Here is a 20,500-nt window from a genome sequence, read left to right on the forward strand (position 1 = left end):
TCTTTGATATAGGTAAGGATAGAGGTGTTGTTAATGGAAAATCAAGAGACGAATTCTCCTGGGAAATTTTCCTGGGTAAAATGGGTTATACTTTTTGCAGTGCTGATTGCTGTAAATTTTGTTCAACTTCCGTATTATTTTTCAGTACCTGGGGACGCACAGGTATTAACAGAAGTTATAGAAGTAGAAGAAGGGTACGATTATGAAGGGAGCTTCGCTTTGACAACCATTAGAATGGGTCAGGCGAACCCTGTAAACTATGTTTGGTCTTTATTGAGTGATCGAAGAGAATTAATGCATGAGGATCAAATCAGACCACCTGGTGAAACGGACGAAATGTATCAGCACCGTCAGATGATGCTGATGACTTCTTCACAGGAACAGGCAATTTTAGTAGCGTATGATGCCGCTGGCAAAGAAGCGGAATTTGAAGAGTATGGAGTACTTGTAACAGGTATAATCTCTGGTATGGATGCAGAAGGTAAACTTGAAGCTGGAGACTTGATTACTTCTATCAATGGTGAAGAAGTGACGGAAGTAAACAGCATGTTTGAATTACTTGAAGATGCTGAAATAGGAGATACCATCTCCGTAGGGTATATAAGAGATGAAGAGCCGGGGGAAGCGGAAATTGAAATGCAGGAATTTCCTGCTGAGCTCGGAGCTGAAGAAGGGGCAGGGGGGTTAGGAATTTCAAATCCTGTCACTGACAGAGATTTAATTCGTGATCCTGAAGTAGAAATAAATACAGATCAGATTGGCGGTCCTTCCGCTGGACTGATGTTTGCTCTGGAAATTTATAATCAGCTGACAGAAAAGGATATTACCCATGGTCTTCATATTGCCGGAACTGGTTCAATAGATGAAGAAGGGAACGTTGGCAGAATCGGCGGAGTTAAACAAAAAGTGTATGCGTCTGATGAAGACGGTATGGATGTATTTTTTGTTCCTGTAGAAGAAGGTGCAGAGGATTCAAATTATATTATCGCATCAAATACTGCGCAAGAAATAGATACTGATATGGAAATAGTGCCGGTCGGACATTTTCAGGAAGCGCTGGATTATTTAAATTCACTTGAAGAAGAATAAAAAAATGAGAGTAACCCCAGCTTCCTGAAACTTTTTCAAATTGGAGGCTGGGGTTACTTTATTCGATAATGATAGGATGTTCGTAATCAAACTTTCTGCTTTCAGCAGGCAGGATATGAGAATGAATATCTGCGGCTGAAGAAGAATATATATAGCTTGTACCTGCACTATCTTTAACTTTTGTAATGAGCGGTACAGACAATTTTTTCTTTATTTTATTTAAATGTGTTCTGCCGCTATTGTTAATTCCCAACACTCTTATAAAATCAGGATCTTTCCAGGCAAGCTCACGTATAGTCTTTTTTTCACTGTTTGTAAGAATATGTACACAAAGTCTTTGCAGGCGTGTACGGGTATAGCGTTTCGTTTTAACTGCATCTATGAAAGAAGAGAAGGTGGGCATATATTTAAATCGAAGTAATCGATTTTCCAGACCCTCATCGCATTCATAAATTGTTTTTAAAGTGTCCGGCGTCATGGTGAGAAGTTTATATTGAAGAAAAGGATAATAGTTCTCCCACGTGTGAAACATACGATTATTTTTTTGATAATCTACAAGCAGCTGAAAAGTTTTTTCGGGAACAAAATTCTTGATGGAAGATACGCCTGTGTCGCCAATAAGATTTCTTAATGAAGTGGCGCTTGCTATTTTAGCAGTATAATTAGGAAAATATTCATTATGCCCGGCACCGGTTCGCTGGATGGTCGCGCTGTGAATTCCATGTTTTTCAGCTTCGATCGTGTAATGATAGCCTAAAATGTTATTTGGCTTGGACAAATCCACAGCCCCTGGTTCGTTATTAAGTTCGCTGAAAGCTTCTGAAAAACTACGGGGATAACTTTTTCCGGATGCAGAATGTTCTTTGATTTTGATATCTAATTTTGATTTATGCATACGCATCCAGTCCATCGTCGTATAAAAAGGCTGAATTTCACCAGCTTCACTCCCGAAGCAGATGTGGGTGGCACCCATCTCATGTAAAGAGGCTACCGCACCTTGTGCAAATATTTCTGCTTTTTGTACTGCATATTGATAAGGAAGTTCTATTACTAAATCAACTCCTTGAGCTAAAGCCATCTGGGTTCTTGTCCATTTATCGACAAGAGCCGGCTCTCCTCGCTGCAGAAAAGAACCGCTCATTACAGCAATAGTAATATCGGCTCCGCATTTTTTTATGGATTCATCCAAATGGAGTTTATGACCATTATGAAAAGGGTTATATTCTACTATAAGTCCTAAAACTCTCAAAAAAATCACCTTCTTTAAGTATGTGAAATCAGTATAGCATAAGATACTTGCATGAACGCTGAGAGTATGTTTACATGGAAAAAGTAAGAGAGGGAAGTCAGGAAGAATGTAAAGAGATTATCTTGACAATTGATTTTTACAGCGATATAATTACATTTGTTGTCTTGAGGTGAATATAAATGAAATGGTCGATACAGCAGCTTCAATCGTTCAAAAACGATGGAGTGCTTTTGGATGAATCGGTCGATGTATCAGAGGTAAAACAAGTAGACCGTGAAATTCGTGATATCAGTACAGTAAAAGTAAAGGGAAGTGGTTCCATATCGAGAGATCTGGCAACCTTTCATCTTAAGATCGAAGGTACAATGACTTTACCTTGTGCCCGGACCTTAAATGATGTTGAATTTCCTTTTGCTATAGATGCTATTGAAGCTTTCCAACTGTCAGAGGGGGCCACCTTTGACGAAGAGGATGAAGTTCACGAATTAACAAGTAACACGGTGGATTTATTACCTTTTGTACAAGAACGGATTCTATTAGAAAAACCGTTTCGAGTATTTAGTGAAAAAAGTGAAGGACCTGCTCCACATTCTGGAAACGGCTGGAAGATGCAGGCTGAAGATGCAGACGCCGACCAGAAGAAGCAAGTAGATCCAAGGCTGGCAAAACTGGAAAATTTATTTAAGAAAGATGAATAATTTTCAAGGAGGTGGGACTAATGGCAGTACCATTTAGAAAAACAAGTAAAACTCGTAAAAATAAGCGCCGGACTCACATTAAACTGCGAGTACCTGGTATGGTTGAATGTCCTGAATGTGGAGAAATGAAACTTTCTCACCGCGTATGTAAAGCATGCGGCACTTATAAAGGACGAGACGTAGCAAGCAAATAATTACGTTTTAACAGGAAGGGATCCTCCCTTCCTGTTTTTTTGTTTTTCTCAAATATGCTTAAAATAAAATAAAGAAGTAATGTTTAGTCTCTCTTTTGATAAATTCTCCACTCAAGGTTTATAAAGAATTTTCTTAACTAATAAAAAAGCAGCATTCACTAATGAATGCTGCTTACACTATACTTCTTCCGAAGCTGTTAAAATAATTAAGAATCTTTACTGTTGTCTCCGCCGCTTGCTTTTCCGCCTTTTTCACCAATATCTTCAAAGAATTCCTGATCATGATTTCGGGCAGTGGCTTCGCCGCCTTTGCGTCCTGCTTCTTCACGGGACATAGGACTATCAGTGTTCAAGCTGCCGCTTGCTTTTCCACCTTTTTCACCAATATCTTCAAAGAACTCCTGATCATGATTTCGGGCAGTGGCTTCGCCGCCTTTGCGTCCTGCTTCTTCGCGGGACATAGGACTATCAGTGTTCAAGCTGCCGCTTGCTTTTCCACCTTTTTCACCAATATCTTCAAAGAACTTTTTATCATGATTTTGAGAAGTAGCTTCGCCGCCTTTACGTCCCGCTTCCTCTCGTGACATTTTACGGTTAGATTGGTTGTTATTTACCATATGAATCCACCTCCAAAATTTAATTTTACTGATTACTGATCTTACATTAGTCAAAGATTCCACAACTGCCACAGATTAAAACATATTTTTTTACATTTGAAGCTTAGTACCCATGGAATTTACACCCTGCGCCTTTCGTTACCCGAATTAATGAGTGAATATGTTGTGTTGCTGTAACTGCTTGAACAAAGAAGAATCTAAAATAAAGGCTCTGTTAAAGGCTAGGGCTCTTACGCGTAAAAAGTGAATTTATTTTTATGGTTATTAATTTCCAATCGTTCTTATGCTCAAAAAGCCTTGAGTAAAGGTTTAAACAGTCAAAGTTAATTGGTTAAATGCAGGAAATTTGTTAAATAAATCTTATTTTCACTAAGTTTGCGTAAGAGCCAAGGCTAGTGTGGATATAAAAAAGGTACGCCTAAGGCTTTTTTTTCTTCGCTTGCCGCGGAGAAATCCTTCAGCTATCCCTCTAAAATTAGCAGGGTTCCGCGCAGCCAATCCAAGTTAGACAAAGACCGTCTTTCTTGGATTAAGATTCCGGCTGGCTTCCCACCTGCTTTTCGAGTTCGTCAGCAGATCGAGACGAACCATCGATCTTCACGCTTTCTTTTTCCGCAGGCGTCTTGAAAAATCACCTTGTCTTCGTTTTTTATGGAGAAGAATGTATGAAAAAAACAATCCCTCTCTTTTGTTTTAAAAAGGAAAGAACGAAGCGAAAACCGGCGGACGCCTGTGGAAGAAGGAGATCGGAAGATCCCGGAAGACGTTAGTCTGAGGAAGCTGGAGATCTCCTCCACGGCAAGCCTGCCGAGTTGCAGCGATGTCTTCTGTTATTATCAACACTGAACATTAACAGAGCAAAAATATAAAAAAACGTGATGCGGGAACATCACGTTTAACGAAGTATACAAAAGAGCAGAAAAAAATTTAAGAAAGTTTTTCAAATGAAGCTCCCTCGTAAATATGTTATTTTTGTTCCCCAACTCCACTAGGAAACCAAACATATGGGTTTTCACCACGGTCCCGGTTTTCATCATAAGTAATTGGTTCAAATCCCTGTTTTGTCCAAAAATCATCTGAACGCTGTCTTGCATTTGTTTTAACAGGCAATCCTTCAGCTTTTGCAAAATCGACCATAGCTTTACCTATCCCTTTTCCTTGAAAGCCAGGTAGCACTTCCAGTTTCCAAAGTTCCAGATAATCCTGAGGTGGATCAAAATAACGGTCAAATTTTGCATCAATTTTATAGAGACTCATTCTTCCTACAAGTTTATCTCCAAAATAAATTCCGTAAAAAGGAGATTCGCTGTCATTTTCGACAATATTATCCTGTAAATCTTCTTTCATCGATAATTCCTGAACGCCATATTCTCTGAAATTCTCAAAATCCTCCAATGTTTTGAAATTAACTCTTAGTCTGACTACTTCATGCTTATCCATGGACTGTCCCTCCAAATCTAGCTACAATTATTAATAATAAATTGTAAACGTTCTCTTTATTATATAGTAAAATTTACAATTAAGAAAGTAACTTTCTTGAAGATAGCCTGTGATAAGATGGGGGAAAAGGAGAATCAGCAGATGAAAATTGGAATTGCAGGCGGAGGCGCCTTAGGACTGCTGTTTGCGAGTTATCTGATGGAGGGCGGACATAAAATCCATATCTGGACGCGGTCACCTAAGCAGGCAGAAGTTTTAAATGAAGAAGGAATTACCAGAGAAAATAACGTATATAACAATTTGACAGCTTCTTCCACTTTATTTGAAGAGAATGTGGATGCTGTAATTATTGCAGTGAAACAATATGACCTTACGGAAGTTTTTGATACCGGGCTTCCAGACTGTCCAGTATTGTTTATTCAAAATGGGATGGGACACCAGGATAAAGCGAGAGAACAACATACAAACCCCCTTTTTGCAGTAGTGACTCATGGAGCCATGAAGAATGCTCCTGCGCATGTAACTCATACTGGGCTTGGTGAAATAATTATGGGTGGGAGCTCAAAAGCAAATCCGTTAGCCCATGCAATGCTGGCTTTAAAAGAACCTTTTTCCGCTCGCTGGACTGACGATATAATTATCGCTATGAAAAAAAAGTTGATTGTGAACGCCGTAGTAAATCCGTTGACTGTCATATATGAAGCTCAGAATAAAATTCTTCTTTCCAACAAAGAAGCGTGGGAACGTGCTCAGATTCTTTTTAAAGAGGCTGCGCTGGTACTGGATCTGCCACTGAGTGAATGGGAAAATGTTAATAAAGTAATAGAGAAAACGAGAGAAAATCGTTCATCTATGCTGGTAGACTTTTTAGAGCGCCGGCAGATGGAATTAGATTCAATAAACGGTTATATAGTAAAAGAGGCAGAAAGGAAAGGCCAAAAAGCCTCAGCACATGAAAATATTATGGAAGAAATATTAAGAAAGGAGAAAGATAGATGACAGATATAGCTGCAGCGATAATAGCTACAACTGTAACTATTCCGCCGCTGGTACTTATCATTATTTTTATGGTTTTTAAAAAGTCAGGGAAAAGTTCCTCGAAAGCTGTAAGAATGGCAGCAGATCTCACGATGCCTGTTTTTATGATTTCTGTGTATTTTATCGTTAATGAGGTGTGGGGGATAAATACAGGATGGTATATGATATTAGGATTTATTATAACAGCTGCAGTTATAACAACTTTACATTGGAAAATTCGTGGAGATACAGCTATAACCATAATTTTAAAACAATCCTGGCGGTTTCACTTTTTAGTTTACTTTATTTTGTACTTTATTGTTACTATAACTGGGTTAATCTACATATAAAGCATATTATTGGTCTTGGGCAGTCAGTCTGCTATAATTAACGAGACTTTGGGAAAGAAAGGTTGAACCGACATGCAGCTGATTAAACAACAACTTTTTAAAAATTCGAGTTTTGCAGGAAAGTATCTGCAGGGCGATAAAAATATACTGCGATTTTATGATTATAATCTTACAATGGAAAAAGAGAGGGCAGAAGAACTCAGCCATCTGAATTTCCAGCGGGAAAAAGTGGCGGACGCCATGAAGGAATTTCATGAGAAATTTTTCCCCTGCAACGAAGCATTTTACCAAATAAACCGTCTTAGGGAGAACAATGCAGTAACAGTAGTAGGGGGACAGCAAGCAGGTCTTTTTACAGGACCTATGTATACAATACATAAAATTATATCTATTATCACTGAAGCCAAAAGGCTGGAAAATATCCTTCACCAGCCGGTAATTCCAATTTTTTGGATTGCTGGCGAAGATCATGATATTGATGAAATAAATCATACTTATGTACAGCACAGCAGTGAAATACACAAAGTGAGGATACCGGAAAAAAACAATATTAAAACCCCGGCGAGTGAGAGGAAAATAGATCCCGAAAAAGCCATAGCGGCTGTAACAGAAGGCTTGCGTCATTTACAGGAAACAAAATATACAAAGTGGTTAAAAGAGTCGCTCCTCTCGGATGTTGAAGAAAATTTAACTTACACTTCCTGGTGTGCAAAAATTCTTTACAGGCTGTTTAAAGGTACTGGACTCGTAATAATGGATGCCCATGATCCGGCTGTTCGCAGGATTGAGTCAAACTTTTTTCTGGAAATGACAGAAAAAAATAACAGTATTAGAAAAGCTTTCACCACTCAAAGTGCAGATTTTAATTCGCTGGGCTTTGGCGAACCGGTAGAAGTTGATGAAGATAATGCTCACTTATTTCTGCACGATAATCATCAAAGGTTTTTACTTCAGTCAAAGGACGGAATCTGGAAGGAAAAAACAAGCAATCGTGTATGGCAGGAAGCTGAATTTAAAGAAAAGGTTGCGAGCGGGGAATATAAGTTAAGTAATAACGTTATCACAAGACCTGTAATGCAGGATTTACTGCTGCCGGTTCATACATTTATTGCAGGAGCGGGGGAACTGGCTTACTGGGGGGTTCTCAAGCCTGTATTCCATTTGTTTGGACATAAAATGCCGATTGTCCGGCCAAGGCATTCGGTAACACTGCTCTCGAGAAAATCAGAAAAAACGCTGAAACAATATGATTTATCTGTAGAGGATGTATTAAATGGAGAAGCACGGAAAAAAAGAGAGCAGACAATAGCAAAAGTAAAATCACAAAATAATAATAGTATATTTTATCAGATTCAAAAAGATATTATAGAAAGGTTTGAAGAAATTCCAGCTGCTCAGGCTGATTCAAATTCTTACCTCCAGCTCCATGAACATTACAAAAAAAAGCTTACAGTCATGCTTGAAGACTATGAGCAAAGTATTGATAAAAAAATTAAAGAGCTGGAAGGCGTGCATCTTAACAGGTTATCCTCGCTGGAAGCAGAAATTTTTCCGAATGCACAAAAACAGGAAAGACAAATATCAATACTGTCTTATTTAAATACAGGCGGTCCTGATACCGTATCAAGACTTTTAAATAAAGTAGCAGAAGAGGAAAGCGGGACCCCGGCTCATTTCGTAAGTTATTTGTAAACAGTTTAAAATACTCTCCATTAAATATTCAGCTCTACAGCATTCCACTCTATACAAGTAATGTATTTTCAGCAGAAGTAAGGGAGAGCTGGAATTAAATTTATCAGCCGCTGTTGATTATTTTTCATTTATCCAACGCACAATAAATGCCTATATAACTACATGTTTCCTAGATAAAAATTAAGAGCGTTGCGCAATTTTAATTGCGCAACGCTCTTTTTGTTGTTTTTTTATTCAAAGTCCAACATCGTGTGAAAAATAAATTTTTTCCCCCACCTTCTTTTTTCTTTGAAAAATCCTTGATATAAAAGGGTTTTTCAGATGTTCATTATGAAGAAGTCTGAAAATTTATGAATAATTTTTAAATAGAGTGGTAGGAAGTGGGGAGATGTGGTAAATTAGTGTTAAGTAGTGGGAGGGGAGTGGACCGTATGTTCATCGGAGAATTCGAACACCAGATGGACACGAAAGGCAGAATGATTATTCCGGCTAAGTTCCGGGATGATTTAGGGTCCGCTTTTGTGGTTACCCGTGGATTGGATGAATGTTTATTCGTATATCCGCGGGAAGAATGGAAAAAACTCGAAACGCGTCTGCGTGAGCTCCCTTTTACGAAGAAAGATGCGAGAGCATTTACAAGATTTTTCTTTTCAGGAGCCGCAGAATGTGATTTAGATAAACAAAATAGAATTAATATACCATCAGTGTTGCGTAATTACGCGAAACTCGACAAAGAATGTGTAGTTATTGGAGTTTCTTCCAGAGTGGAAATATGGAACAAACAAATATGGGACGAATATGTGAATGGTTCAGTTGATTCATTTGCTGAAATTGCTGAAGGATTATTCGATACGGATTAGAAGGAGGATCGCTGATATTGTTTGAACATGAAACGGTTTTAAAAGAAGAAACAATTGCTGGGCTAAAAGTAGATCCTTCCGGTATTTATGTAGATTGTACTCTCGGAGGCGGGGGACACAGTGAACGATTGATAAAAGAGCTTTCCCCGGAAGGACATCTATATGCTTTTGACCAGGATGAAAGCGCACTGCAAGCTGCAAAAGAAAGATTGGATTACAAAAATATCAGCTTTATCAAGTCTAATTTTTCAGGGTTAAAAGAAGAATTAGAAAAACTCGGTATAGAAAAAGTTGATGGAATTATGTTTGATCTAGGTGTTTCCTCTCCTCAATTTGATGTTCCTGAGAGAGGTTTTAGTTATCGTTTTGATGCTCCGCTGGATATGCGCATGGATCAATCTCAACCTTTGACTGCCTACGAAATTATTAACAATTGGAGCTTTCAGGATCTTCATCGTATTATACATAATTACGGAGAAGAAAAGTTCGCAAAGCAAATCGCCAGAAAAATTGAAAAAGCCAGGGAAGTAAAACCTGTGGAAACAACCTTCGAACTAGTAGAACTTATTAAAGAAGGGATCCCTGCACCCGCCAGAAGAACAGGCGGACACCCGGCGAAAAGAACTTTTCAAGCTTTCAGAATAGCTGTTAACGATGAATTGGAAGTTTTCCAGAATACTTTAGAGCAGGCAGTTTCCTTGCTTGCACCCGGAGGCAGAATAGCTGTCATAACATTTCATTCTTTGGAAGACAGGATATGCAAGAAGACTTTCAAAAAAATGAGCAGTTATCCTGAACTTCCGAAAGGCTTACCTGTTATTCCTGAAGGCATGGAACCTGAATTGAATTTAATCACAAAAAAACCTATTACCGCCTCAGAAGAAGAGTTAGCGACAAATAACAGAGCGCATTCAGCGAAACTGAGAATCGCAGAAAAAAACTAAATTAAAGGAGGAATATTAGATGAGTCCACTTCTTGATCAGAGACAGCATGCAGCGGAACCAAAACGGCACCAGACTCAGCATGTGAAAACAAGAGTTTATAAAGGCGGTATTACCCGCGGGGAGAAATTAATTTACAGTCTTATTGTTCCATTAGTTATTGCCTTTGGTTTTATGATTATCTCTAATTACGCGGCCATCTATTCATTAAATCACGAACTGCAGCAAACGGAAGCAACAATTGCGCAGCAGGAGAATGTAAACGATGCATTGTCCCTTCAAGTAAAAGAACTTTCGGATCCGGAGCGTATTTTATCAATTGCTCAAACTGATCTGGGGATGTCTCTGAATGAGGAACAAGTTCAGGTGCTTCATCAGTCAAACTAATAGATTATTTTAGAGAGGAAAACTTTTCCGGAACTTTTTAAAGAATTCCGGAAAGGTTTTTTCTATGGTTTCACAGTAAACCAGCTGATCTAGGGGTGGATAATAGTATGGAAAATAATAAAAATAAAATGATTACCCGACGAGCATTAACCATGATGGGGATATTTGCACTAGCTATTCTGTTTATGTTTTCAAGGTTTGTATACATTCAGGCATCCAAGGAAGTACAAGATGTTGATTTGCAGCAGCTGCTTGAAAACCGATGGACGCAGACGGTAGCCCTGGAAGGTGAGAGGGGAAATATATTAGACAGGAATGGCGAGGTTCTTGCTGAAGAAATCCCTTCATATACAATTGTTGCTGTTTTGGATGACAGATACGATTCTCATGTGGAGAACCCTTCAGAAACTGCAGAAGCTTTATCTTCAGTATTAGAAATTGACCGCGAATTTTTAGAATCTCAGCTTTCAAGAGATTCTGTGCAGGTGGAGCTTGGCCCCTCTGCAAAAAATATGAGTTATGAAACAAAAGAAAAGATAGAAGCGTTAGAGCTTCCTGGAATTACATTTCGGGAAGACCCCCGGAGGTACTATCCAAAACAAACTTTTGCATCGCATATTATTGGTTATACCGAGCGGGATATGTCAGAGGCAAGAATGGGACTTGAAAACAGTTTAGATGAGTATCTGCAGGATGAACCAGGCTCGATAGAATATCAAAAGGACGGAAAGAGCAGAAGGCTTGCTAACGCTGAGGAGTTTATCGACGAACCTAAAAATGGAAGTGATGTAGTACTGACTTTGGATTCAAGAATTCAGACTGCAATGGAACAGACGATGAACCAGGTAGATGAATTATATGAACCCGAACGAATGATGGCAATTGTAGCGAATGCTAAAACTGGGGAAATATTAGGAATGTCCAATAGACCGAGCTTCAATCCTAATGAATATGAAAATATAGAAAATTTTACGAATTTTAATATATCCTCCCGATTTGAACCAGGTTCAACTATGAAAATTTTCACATTGGCAGCTGCTATTGAAGAAGGTGTATACGATGGGGAAGATACGTTTGATTCTGGTACTTACAAAATTTATGACAGAACAATCAGAGACCACAATCAAGGAGAAGGATGGGGAGAAATCACCTTTAATGAAGGCGTGCAGCGGTCATCCAACGTCGCTTTTTCAATTATTGCAATGGAAATTTTAGGCCCTGAAAAACTTTACGAATATATTGATAAGTTTGGTTTTAGAACTCCGACTGGAATTGACCTTCCGAACGAGATAGAAGGAGGTTCCATCGCAGAGTCTTATCCTATTGATGCTGCCACTACAGCTTTTGGACAAGCTACGTCTATTTCTCCAATGCAGCAGGTCCAGGCTGCCACCGCAATAGCGAATGATGGAAAAATGATGAAGCCCTATGTAGTATCTGAAATTGTAGATGCAGCCAGTGGAGAGGCGATTAAGAAAACGGAGCCTGAAATAGCAGGAGAACCAATTTCTGCAGAAACAGCGGAACAAGTAAGAGAAATAATGGAGACAGTCGTGACAGAAGAAGCGGGTACAGGTCAACCTTATGCTGTAGAAGGTTTTGATATAGCGGGTAAAACAGGTACAGCACAGATTCCAAGAGAAAGCGGCGGCGGTTATATTACTGGTAACGGACAGAATATATTTTCATTTATAGGTATGGCCCCCGCTTCTGATCCTGAAGTGATTGTATACGTAGCTGTGGATCGACCACAGCTTGAAGGGTATCAGCTGGGTAATGAACCAGTATCTATGATTTTTAAGCAGATCATGGAACAAAGCCTCCAATATCTGAACATCGCACCTTCAGAAGAAGATGAGCTGCAGAATGAACCTGTAAATAATGTTGTAATTTCAAATTTGGCAGGAGAAAATATTCAAGAGGCTGAGCAAGTATTGGAAGATGAAGGGATTCAGACAATAATACTGGGAGAGGGAGAATCTGTAGTTGCTCAGTCTCATGAGGAAGGAAGTACCTTAGCTTCGCAGGAAAAGGTTATTCTTCTCACTGAAGGAAAGGCTGAAATGCCTGATATTACAGGTTGGAGCCTTCGAAGCGTCCAGCAGGCTGCCGCACTGCTTGAAATAGAAGTAGAGGCAGAGGGAATCGGTTTTGTGATTGAGCAGAAACCTGACTACGGAAAGACGCTGGAAAATGTGAAACGGATTGCTGTAACTTTAGGAGACGAAGAACTGGAAGAAGATTCAGAAGAGGAAGAAGAAGAGGTTATAGAAGAAGGTACAGACGAAGAAAATGAACAAAATTTCATTATGGATTAGCATAGTAGAGAAAGGGGACAGTGCCGGTAGCAGCAGCTGCCCCTTTTTATTTTCAGCTGTAACGGTGTTATAATTTACTTTTCAGGAAATACCACTTAAAGGAGGGTTTGTTAAGTAATATTTCTTTCATAATACATTTAGATAAACAGTAAAACTCAGCCTCTTTAAAAAGAAGTGAGTTAAGGTTTAATTCATTCTTGCAGAGGTAATAACTAACGTGGTGCAAATTTTTAAATATTACTGCCATATCTTTTGAAAATAATATGACAAATCCCTCCAGGAGAAGTAAAATAGACAAGAAATAAGATCGCGTTAAGTAAAGGATGAGACATGTGATGAAGTCGTTACATAATTTAGCAGATAATCTACCTTTAATGGAATTATCACAGGAGAAAGATGTAACTGTATACGGTATGAAAATGGATCACAGAGAAATAGAACATGGAGATATATTTTTTTGTGTACCCGGGTTTACTGTGGATGGACATAATTTTGCAGAAGACGCAGTAAAAAATGGAGCAGCAGCTCTCGTAACGGATCGGTGGCTGAACGTATCGGTTCCTGTTTTAAAAGTCCCGGATGTAAGACGTGCTATGGCACTTCTTTCTGCAGTGTTTTATGAGCACCCAAGCAGTGACATGCATTTAATAGGTGTTACCGGCACAAACGGGAAAACTTCCGTAACCCATTTCATAGAGCAGATGTTAGCAAAACTTAAAATCAATACAGGAATTATTGGTACCATGTACACAAAATATAATGAAAAGATAATTCCTTCAAAAAATACTACGCCGGAATCATTGATCCTGCAGCAGTTGTTAGCAGAAATGCGGGATGCCGATACGGACACAGTAGCAATGGAAGTTTCCTCACATTCTCTGGCTAATGGCAGAATTCATGGTACTCAATTTAATACTGCTATTTTCACTAATTTGTCGCAGGATCATCTTGATTATCATGTCACAATGAAAGATTATGCGAGAGCTAAAAGTCTATTGTTTGCTCAGCTGGGCAGCTCTTTTAACCGGAATCCACAGGCAGTCTCCATTATTAATATTGATGATGAATATGCTGATATCATGATGGAAGCTTCAGCAGCGCCAGTTATTACTTATGGAATGACGGATAATGCAATGATTCGAGCTGAAAATGTACGGTTGACACCAACTGGTTCAGTATTCAAATTTTCTGCACAGGGAATTACAAAAGAAGTCTCACTAAAGCTGCCCGGCCGGTTTTCAGTTTATAATGCTCTAGCAGCTGCAGCAGCGCTGTATGTAAGAGGATATGAATGGGAGAAGCTCTTGCCATTACTGTCAGACCTTACCGGGGTCAGTGGAAGATTTGAGCCTGTGATGAGTAATGCATCAGTACATGTAATTGTGGATTATGCGCATACACCGGACAGTCTTCAAAATGTCCTGGAGACAATTAAGGACTTAGCAGAAAAGAAGATATATGTCGTAGTTGGGTGCGGGGGAGATAGGGATAAGACAAAAAGACCAGTAATGGCAGGAATTGCTGAACGATATGCTGATTTTGTTTATTTAACTTCTGACAATCCGCGCACGGAAGATCCTGCGTTAATATTAGACGAAATGGCAGCCGGAGTTGAAGGTTCTGCCTATGAAGTGATTGAAGATAGAAAAGAAGCGATATACAAAGCAGTGATGCAGGCAGGACCTGAAGATGTTATATTAATCGCAGGCAAAGGTCATGAAACTTATCAGGAAATCGGAAAGGAACGTTTTGATTTTAATGACAAGGCTGTAGCAGAGCAAGCTTTAAAGGAGTGGAAATAATGACAGCATTCGTGTCCTCCTCTAACATAATTTCGTTGGTAAGCGAAGTAAGAGGTGATGCAGAAAACTTAACGTTTCCTAAGGTAGTAAGTAATATTTATGACGTGGAAGAAGGAAGCCTGTTTGTACCAAGAAAAGATAACAGATATGATGGACATCAGTTTGTGGAAGCTGCAGTGGAAGCAGGAGCAGCGGGAGCGTTATGGAAAGCAGGAGAACCTGTTCCAGAAACATTGCCCGAAAATTTCCCTTTGTTTATCACTGATTCGCCGCAGAAAGTCTGTGATTTATTAGCAGCTGATTACCTTAAATTTCATAAAGCACCTGTTATATATATTACAGGAGATTATACTGCAAGCATTGTTATGCGTGTATTGTCTGCATGGACGAAAGGGAAAAGAACGGAAATTATTAAAGAAAGATCGAATTTAAATATTTCCCATGCTGAAACGATCTTATCTATAGATCTGGATACAGAAATTATTTTTATAGAAGATCTGGACCAGCAAAACTCCATGACTGAAGTAGTTGATTCTTTAAAGCCGGATATTAATATTACTAGTCATTACAGGAAAGACCGCTTAAATTCATCCACCTTCCCGGAAGAAGGAAAATTACATTTTGAAACCTCGGTTTCACCAGTCTATCCAGAGATGGAAACGTTGGATTTACCAGTATGGCTGGAAAGTTACCGGCCGCTTATGGAAACTGCGGCTAAAGTTTACTTCGAAATCACGGGAAATTCATATCCACCTGTTTCTTTTATTCACGGAGAGACTTTTGGTTTTCAGACAATGACAACGAAATCTGCAGGACTGGTCTTATTTGAAGCAGAAGCAATGGAAGTAGCAAACTTAGACTATTCCCTCGGATGGCTTTCTCATGTAGAGCCCTATGAACGCAGGGTTCTCGTGATCGATGAGGGGTTTCAGTCGGACAGGTCACATAAATCTGTTCACGAACTGTTTGCGGACCATCTGACTTCTCAAATTACAGATGTATTTACAGTTGGTGAAAAAGCTTTTTGGGTGTCTGATGCGCTGCAGAGATCAGAAAGAAAATTACCTGAAGCAACCCACTACCGGACTCATATTGAAGCGATTGATGATTTAAGAGAAGTTTTGAATGGACCACACGTATTAATGTATAAAGGTGCGAACCGGGAATTAATTTATCAGATTCTGCACCAATTGAACAGGAATTAGAGAGGGGAAAGTTTGATGTTGGAAAATGGGCTGCTTTTTGCCTTATTATTGTCATTTTTATTAACAGTATTTATTTCACCTGTGTTCATACCTTTTTTAAGAAGGTTAAAATTTGGACAGAGCATAAGAGATGTTGGACCTGAATCGCATCATAAAAAAACGGGCACTCCTACTATGGGAGGGCTGATGATTATTTTTTCTGCACTAATTGCGACACTGGTTATTGCCGGGCAATTCCAGGGATTAACAGTAGAAATATGGTTGCTGCTGCTTGTAATGCTCGGGTTTGGCCTGCTTGGATTTATGGATGATTTTATTAAAGTTGTTAAAAAAAGAAATTTAGGATTAACTTCCAAACAAAAATTTCTTGGCCAGGTCGTAATTTCAGCGATTGTTTATGTGGTGCTTTTACAGACAGGGTTATCTACGGAGATTATTGTGCCGGGTACAGGCTGGTCTGTGGATATCGGATGGCTTTATCTGCCCTTGATTATTATTATGCTCGTAGGAACAAGCAATGCAGTAAATTTAACAGACGGACTGGACGGGTTAGTAGCCGGAACAGGAGCCATTGCTTTTACGGCATTTGCAGTACTCGCTGGATTTACTGAACTCTGGACAGTGGCTATATTTTCTTTAGCAGTCGCAGGTGCACTCCTGGGTTTCCTTGTATTTAATGCCTATCCTGCGAAAGTTTTCATGGGGGACACTGGTTCGCTGGCCCTTGGAGGAGTTCTTGCACTGATTGCGGTCTTTACAAAAACAGAGTTGCTGTTGATTTTAATAGGAGGAGTTTTTGTAATAGAAACTCTTTCTGTAATTATGCAGGTAGCATCTTTTAAAATCCGTAAAAAACGAATTTTTAAGATGAGCCCTATTCATCATCATTTTGAGCTGACTGGTTGGAGTGAGTGGAGAGTTGTTCTGACTTTTTGGGCAGCAGGACTCTTATTTGCTCTTACAGGCATTTGGCTGGAGGTAGGTTAATTTATGAAGGAATCATCACGTTGGACAAACAAAAAAGTACTTGTGCTCGGACTAGCAAAAAGCGGTACAGAAGCGGCTAAACTTTTACTGCAGCTCGGAGCACAGGTAACAGTAAATGACCAGACACCCTGGGAAGAAAATGAGCAGGCAAAGGACCTGCAGAAACTTGGTGCAGAAGTGATCTGCGGTAGTCACCCGATAAGTCTGATTCACAGTGAGTTAGATGCATTAATCAAAAACCCGGGCATTAGATATGACCATGAGCTGATTGTAGAAGCAGAAAAACATAATATTCCGGTATTGACTGAAATTCAGCTGGCATATGATGTAAGTTCAGCTCCAATTATTGGCATCACAGGTTCGAATGGTAAGACAACTACTACAACATATATAGCTGATATGCTTGAAGACAGTAAAACACAACCGCTTCTGGCAGGGAATATAGGGCATGCAGCATCAGGTGTTGCAAAGAATGCTGCTGAAACAAGCACGCTAGTTATGGAATTATCCAGTTTTCAGCTGCTCGGAACTGACAGCTTCCGTCCGGATATTGCAGTGCTGCTGAATTTAATAGATGCTCATTTAGATTATCATGGCACTCGAGAAGAGTATATTGAAGCAAAAAAACGTCTTTTCATTTATCAGACTCCTGAAGACTATCTTATCTACAATGCAGATGATGAAACAGTAATAGATATGGTGAAAGAAGCAAAGGCGAAAAAAATTCCGTTTTCATTAAAAGAAGATTTACCAGATGGTGCTTGTCTATCTCATGGCAGAATAAAATTGTTTGGAGAAGAGCTTATGCCTGTATCGGATTTTTCTCTGCCAGGTGATTATAATATTGCCAACGCACTTGCTGCTGCCTGTGCTGCAAAGCTTGGAGGAGCATCTAATGAAAAGATTACAGAAGTAATGAAATCATTTACAGGAGTAAAGCATCGGCTGCAGCATGTAGGAAGTTGGAGAGGAAGAGAATTCTTTAATAATTCCAAAGCTACAAACGTAACTGCTACAGTAAAAGCTCTTCAAGCATTTGATCAGCCGATAGTGCTGATTGCAGGAGGACTTGACAGGGGTATTCCTTTTGATGATTTAGAATCTTCCCTGAAAAATGTAACTGCTGCGTTTACTTACGGAGAAACTGCAGAAAAGTTAAAGGATACAGCTCACAATGCAGGCGTACCTCTCATTTCAGCATTAGAGACGCTGGAGGAAGCTGTAAAAGAAGCGGTAAATCACGCTCAAGAGGGGGAAGTGATTCTGCTTTCACCAGCATGCGCTTCGTGGGATCAATTTAAAACCTTTGAAGAACGCGGAGATGCTTTTATCAGAGCTGTAGAAAAAAACATCGAAGAATTTAACAATCAGCCAAAAGGAGATTTATTATGAAAGTATTAGTTTCCGGCGGGGGTACCGGGGGGCACATATATCCTGCGCTTGCTTTGGTCCGGCATTTAGCTGAAGATGATAATAATTCATTTTTATATATCGGCACGGAAAAAGGATTGGAAGCAACGATAGTGCCAAAGGCAGGAATTCCTTTTAAAAGTGTACACATTACCGGCTTCCGCAGAAAAATCAGTTTTGAGAATGTTAAAACGGTCCTCCGTTTTCTAAAAGCAGTAAAAAAGGCAAAAAAATATATTAAGGAATTTCAGCCCGATGTGGTTGTAGGTACTGGTGGATATGTATGTGGACCTGTAGTTTATGCTGCTGCAAAAGCAAACATACCAACTTTAATTCATGAACAAAACAGTGTCCCGGGACTGACAAATAAATTTCTTTCAAAGTATGTAGATAAAGTTGCGATATCTTTTGAGGATGCTGCGGAATATTTTCCTGAGAATAAAACTGTACTTACTGGAAATCCACGTGCTAGTGAAGTAACAGCACCAGGAGATACAGTTTCGCTGAAAGATTTTGGACTGTCAGATGACAAGCAGACAATCTTAATTGTAGGCGGAAGCAGAGGAGCAAAACCTATTAATGAAGCTGTACTGGAAGCAGTAACTTCCTGGGAAGACAAACCGTATCAAGTAGTATATGTAACTGGAGAAGTTCATTTCGATTCTATAAAGTCTGCACTGGAAAATTTAAAGGTCGGAAACCATATTGTTACACTGCCGTATGTTGAAGATATGCCATCTTTACTAAAAAAGGTTGATATGGTAATAGCCCGGGCAGGAGCAACTTCACTTGCAGAAATAACTGCGCTCGGATTACCATCCATTTTAGTGCCGAGTCCTTACGTAACAAATAACCACCAGTTTAAAAATGCAAAATCGCTTGTAGATAAGGGTGCAGCAATATTACTTGAAGAAAAAGAACTGAATGCAGCATCACTGACCGAAAAAATGGATATCGTCCAGGATCCGGAGAAGCTGGGGGCAATGAAAAATGCTTCATTGAATACTGGAAAGCCGGAAGCTGCTGATTTACTGGAGAAAGAACTGATATCACTTACTCTGCCCAATAATTAAAAAATGTATTTTTCTATAGATCTGTATTAGATGTAGGATTACTCGACGCGTAAGGATATAATGGAGGACAAAGAGATGGGAAAAGACAAAGTCCTGGATATGGAACATAAGCTGCCTCAGCTGCAGGCGGAAAGAAAACGCCGGACAAAAAGAAGGTTTATCATATATTTAGCTGTGTTTACTTTTCTTATTGCGCTGGTGCTTTACTTTCAAAGCAGTTTCAGCCATGTGCAGCGGGTGGAAGTACAGGGAAATGACACTTTATCCAGAGAAGAAGTCATAGATATGTCAGGTTTAAGTTCTGAAGTCAGCATTTGGAACTTAAATAAGGAAGAACGCGTTGAGGAAATAGAGAATCATGATGTAGTTTTGAGTGCTGATTTCAGCAGATCCTTTCCCAATACTGTCAATATATCCATTGAAGAGCATGAAATAGTCGCTTATCTTTACCAGAGTAACGGATCAATTCCAGTTTTATCTACAGGTGCGTTAAATGAAAATGCGGATGTGGAGGCTGGAAATGCTCCAATTCTTCGGGACTTTAATGATCAGACACTGATAAATCAAGCAGCTGAGGAACTCAGCAAAATGGCACCTCATATTAGTGCGCGTATATCAGACATCATTCACACTCCTGTGGAAAATGATTCAAGCCGCATTACTTTACTGATGAATGATGGCCATACAGTAAGTTCTACTCTTACTAATTTCGCCAGCCGCATGGTTCCATATCCTGCGGTTGTACAGCAGCTGGATGAGGATGCTGATGGGATTATCCATATGCGCATAAATCCTTATTTCGAATCATTTGATGAAGAAGATGCTGAGGAAGTGGATAATATCGAGGAAGAAGAAGAAATAAATGTTGAAAATGAATAATAAAATGGAGTACAGAAAAGCTGCTTTGAAAATAAAAGTTTTGCTAAAAAGAAGTAATACTGCTGCTTCACTTTCGGAGCGGCATACCCAAGGACTTGTTCTTGACTAATTTCTCTCCCAGGGCACGGCTTCCATCGATCCACAGCCAGCAGGGCAGAGACCGCCATGCTGTCTTGAAGAACCAGGATCGATTCCGCTCGTGCTTCGTGACCTTCCAGAAGGTCACTTGGATTCTCCAACTGCGCTCATCCTTTGGGTATCTTCTCCTTCGCTACACAGCAGTATTAATTT

The 20,500-nt window shown here is 39.5% G+C and carries 19 protein-coding genes; 16 read left to right on the top strand and 3 right to left on the bottom strand.

Going from position 1 to position 20,500, the window contains the following annotated elements; translation table 11 throughout:
* The first annotated feature begins 33 nt into the window (after positions 1-33).
* Entirely contained in the window at positions 34-1,089 is a 1,056-nt protein-coding gene (locus BLP92_RS01115) for a SepM family pheromone-processing serine protease (RefSeq protein ID WP_090839750.1), read from the top strand.
* Positions 1,090-1,147: 58 nt separating this feature from the next.
* On the opposite strand, the gene BLP92_RS01120 is transcribed toward BLP92_RS01115, so the two are convergent.
* Entirely contained in the window at positions 1,148-2,338 is a 1,191-nt protein-coding gene (locus BLP92_RS01120; protein WP_175444140.1) for a nucleotidyltransferase, read from the bottom strand.
* 179 nt (positions 2,339-2,517) lie between these two features.
* Between BLP92_RS01120 and BLP92_RS01125 the strand changes: the two genes are divergently transcribed.
* Both BLP92_RS01125 and rpmF read left to right on the top strand, forming a co-directional pair.
* The gene (locus tag BLP92_RS01125; RefSeq protein WP_090839754.1) at positions 2,518-3,036 is read left to right on the top strand and encodes a YceD family protein; all 519 of its coding nucleotides are present in this window, start codon (positions 2,518-2,520) and stop codon (positions 3,034-3,036) included.
* A gap of 20 nt (positions 3,037-3,056) precedes the next feature.
* Positions 3,057-3,230 (top strand): 50S ribosomal protein L32, encoded by a 174-nt coding sequence (rpmF, locus tag BLP92_RS01130; RefSeq protein ID WP_090839756.1) that lies wholly within the window; start codon positions 3,057-3,059, stop codon positions 3,228-3,230.
* 206 nt (positions 3,231-3,436) lie between these two features.
* Here rpmF and BLP92_RS01135 read toward each other — a convergent pair whose 3' ends face one another.
* On the bottom strand, positions 3,437-3,847 hold the full coding sequence (locus BLP92_RS01135; protein ID WP_090839758.1) for a glucose starvation-inducible protein B: 411 nt from the start codon (positions 3,845-3,847) through the stop codon (positions 3,437-3,439).
* A gap of 966 nt (positions 3,848-4,813) precedes the next feature.
* Positions 4,814-5,287, bottom strand: a complete 474-nt coding sequence (locus BLP92_RS01140) for an N-acetyltransferase (protein WP_090839760.1) — start codon at positions 5,285-5,287, stop codon at positions 4,814-4,816.
* A 141-nt stretch (positions 5,288-5,428) separates the two neighbouring features.
* Here BLP92_RS01140 and BLP92_RS01145 point away from each other — a divergent pair, with 141 nt between their 5' ends.
* The 13 genes from BLP92_RS01145 to BLP92_RS01205 all read left to right on the top strand — a co-directional run bounded on the left by BLP92_RS01145 (position 5,429) and on the right by BLP92_RS01205 (position 20,209).
* Positions 5,429-6,286: a ketopantoate reductase family protein gene (locus BLP92_RS01145; RefSeq protein WP_175444141.1), complete on the top strand. Its 858-nt coding sequence runs from the start codon at positions 5,429-5,431 to the stop codon at positions 6,284-6,286.
* Positions 6,283-6,654: a DUF3397 domain-containing protein gene (locus tag BLP92_RS01150; protein ID WP_090839764.1), complete on the top strand. Its 372-nt coding sequence runs from the start codon at positions 6,283-6,285 to the stop codon at positions 6,652-6,654. Before BLP92_RS01145 ends, BLP92_RS01150 begins: the two co-directional genes overlap by 4 nt.
* Before the next feature lie 72 nt (positions 6,655-6,726).
* Positions 6,727-8,346, top strand: coding sequence for a bacillithiol biosynthesis cysteine-adding enzyme BshC (gene bshC / locus BLP92_RS01155; RefSeq protein WP_090839767.1), 1,620 nt, complete (start codon positions 6,727-6,729; stop codon positions 8,344-8,346).
* 431 nt (positions 8,347-8,777) lie between these two features.
* Positions 8,778-9,206, top strand: coding sequence for a division/cell wall cluster transcriptional repressor MraZ (gene mraZ / locus BLP92_RS01160; RefSeq protein ID WP_090839769.1), 429 nt, complete (start codon positions 8,778-8,780; stop codon positions 9,204-9,206).
* A 17-nt stretch (positions 9,207-9,223) separates the two neighbouring features.
* Positions 9,224-10,150, top strand: coding sequence for a 16S rRNA (cytosine(1402)-N(4))-methyltransferase RsmH (gene rsmH, locus BLP92_RS01165; RefSeq protein WP_090839771.1), 927 nt, complete (start codon positions 9,224-9,226; stop codon positions 10,148-10,150).
* A gap of 19 nt (positions 10,151-10,169) precedes the next feature.
* The gene (gene ftsL / locus BLP92_RS01170) at positions 10,170-10,535 is read left to right on the top strand and encodes a cell division protein FtsL (RefSeq protein WP_090839773.1); all 366 of its coding nucleotides are present in this window, start codon (positions 10,170-10,172) and stop codon (positions 10,533-10,535) included.
* A 107-nt stretch (positions 10,536-10,642) separates the two neighbouring features.
* A complete protein-coding gene (locus BLP92_RS01175) occupies positions 10,643-12,853 on the top strand; it encodes a penicillin-binding protein (protein ID WP_090839775.1) in 2,211 nt (736 codons plus the stop codon).
* A 335-nt stretch (positions 12,854-13,188) separates the two neighbouring features.
* Complete coding sequence (locus BLP92_RS01180) at positions 13,189-14,655, top strand: UDP-N-acetylmuramoyl-L-alanyl-D-glutamate--2,6-diaminopimelate ligase (RefSeq protein WP_090839777.1); 1,467 nt, start codon at positions 13,189-13,191, stop codon at positions 14,653-14,655.
* The gene (locus BLP92_RS01185; RefSeq protein WP_090839779.1) at positions 14,655-15,860 is read left to right on the top strand and encodes a UDP-N-acetylmuramoyl-tripeptide--D-alanyl-D-alanine ligase; all 1,206 of its coding nucleotides are present in this window, start codon (positions 14,655-14,657) and stop codon (positions 15,858-15,860) included. The genes BLP92_RS01180 and BLP92_RS01185 overlap by 1 nt, the downstream gene beginning before the upstream one ends.
* A gap of 15 nt (positions 15,861-15,875) precedes the next feature.
* Positions 15,876-16,847, top strand: coding sequence for a phospho-N-acetylmuramoyl-pentapeptide-transferase (gene mraY / locus BLP92_RS01190; RefSeq protein WP_090839781.1), 972 nt, complete (start codon positions 15,876-15,878; stop codon positions 16,845-16,847).
* Between the two features lie 3 nt (positions 16,848-16,850).
* Complete coding sequence (gene murD, locus BLP92_RS01195; RefSeq protein ID WP_090839783.1) at positions 16,851-18,239, top strand: UDP-N-acetylmuramoyl-L-alanine--D-glutamate ligase; 1,389 nt, start codon at positions 16,851-16,853, stop codon at positions 18,237-18,239.
* The gene (gene murG, locus BLP92_RS01200; RefSeq protein WP_090839785.1) at positions 18,236-19,330 is read left to right on the top strand and encodes an undecaprenyldiphospho-muramoylpentapeptide beta-N-acetylglucosaminyltransferase; all 1,095 of its coding nucleotides are present in this window, start codon (positions 18,236-18,238) and stop codon (positions 19,328-19,330) included. Before murD ends, murG begins: the two co-directional genes overlap by 4 nt.
* 75 nt (positions 19,331-19,405) lie before the next feature.
* Positions 19,406-20,209, top strand: a complete 804-nt coding sequence (locus BLP92_RS01205) for a cell division protein FtsQ/DivIB (RefSeq protein ID WP_175444142.1) — start codon at positions 19,406-19,408, stop codon at positions 20,207-20,209.
* Positions 20,210-20,500: the final 291 nt, after the last annotated feature.

Origin of the sequence: Alkalicoccus daliensis (genome assembly GCF_900103955.1) — a bacterium.
Classification (GTDB): domain Bacteria; phylum Bacillota; class Bacilli; order Bacillales; family Salisediminibacteriaceae; genus Alkalicoccus; species Alkalicoccus daliensis.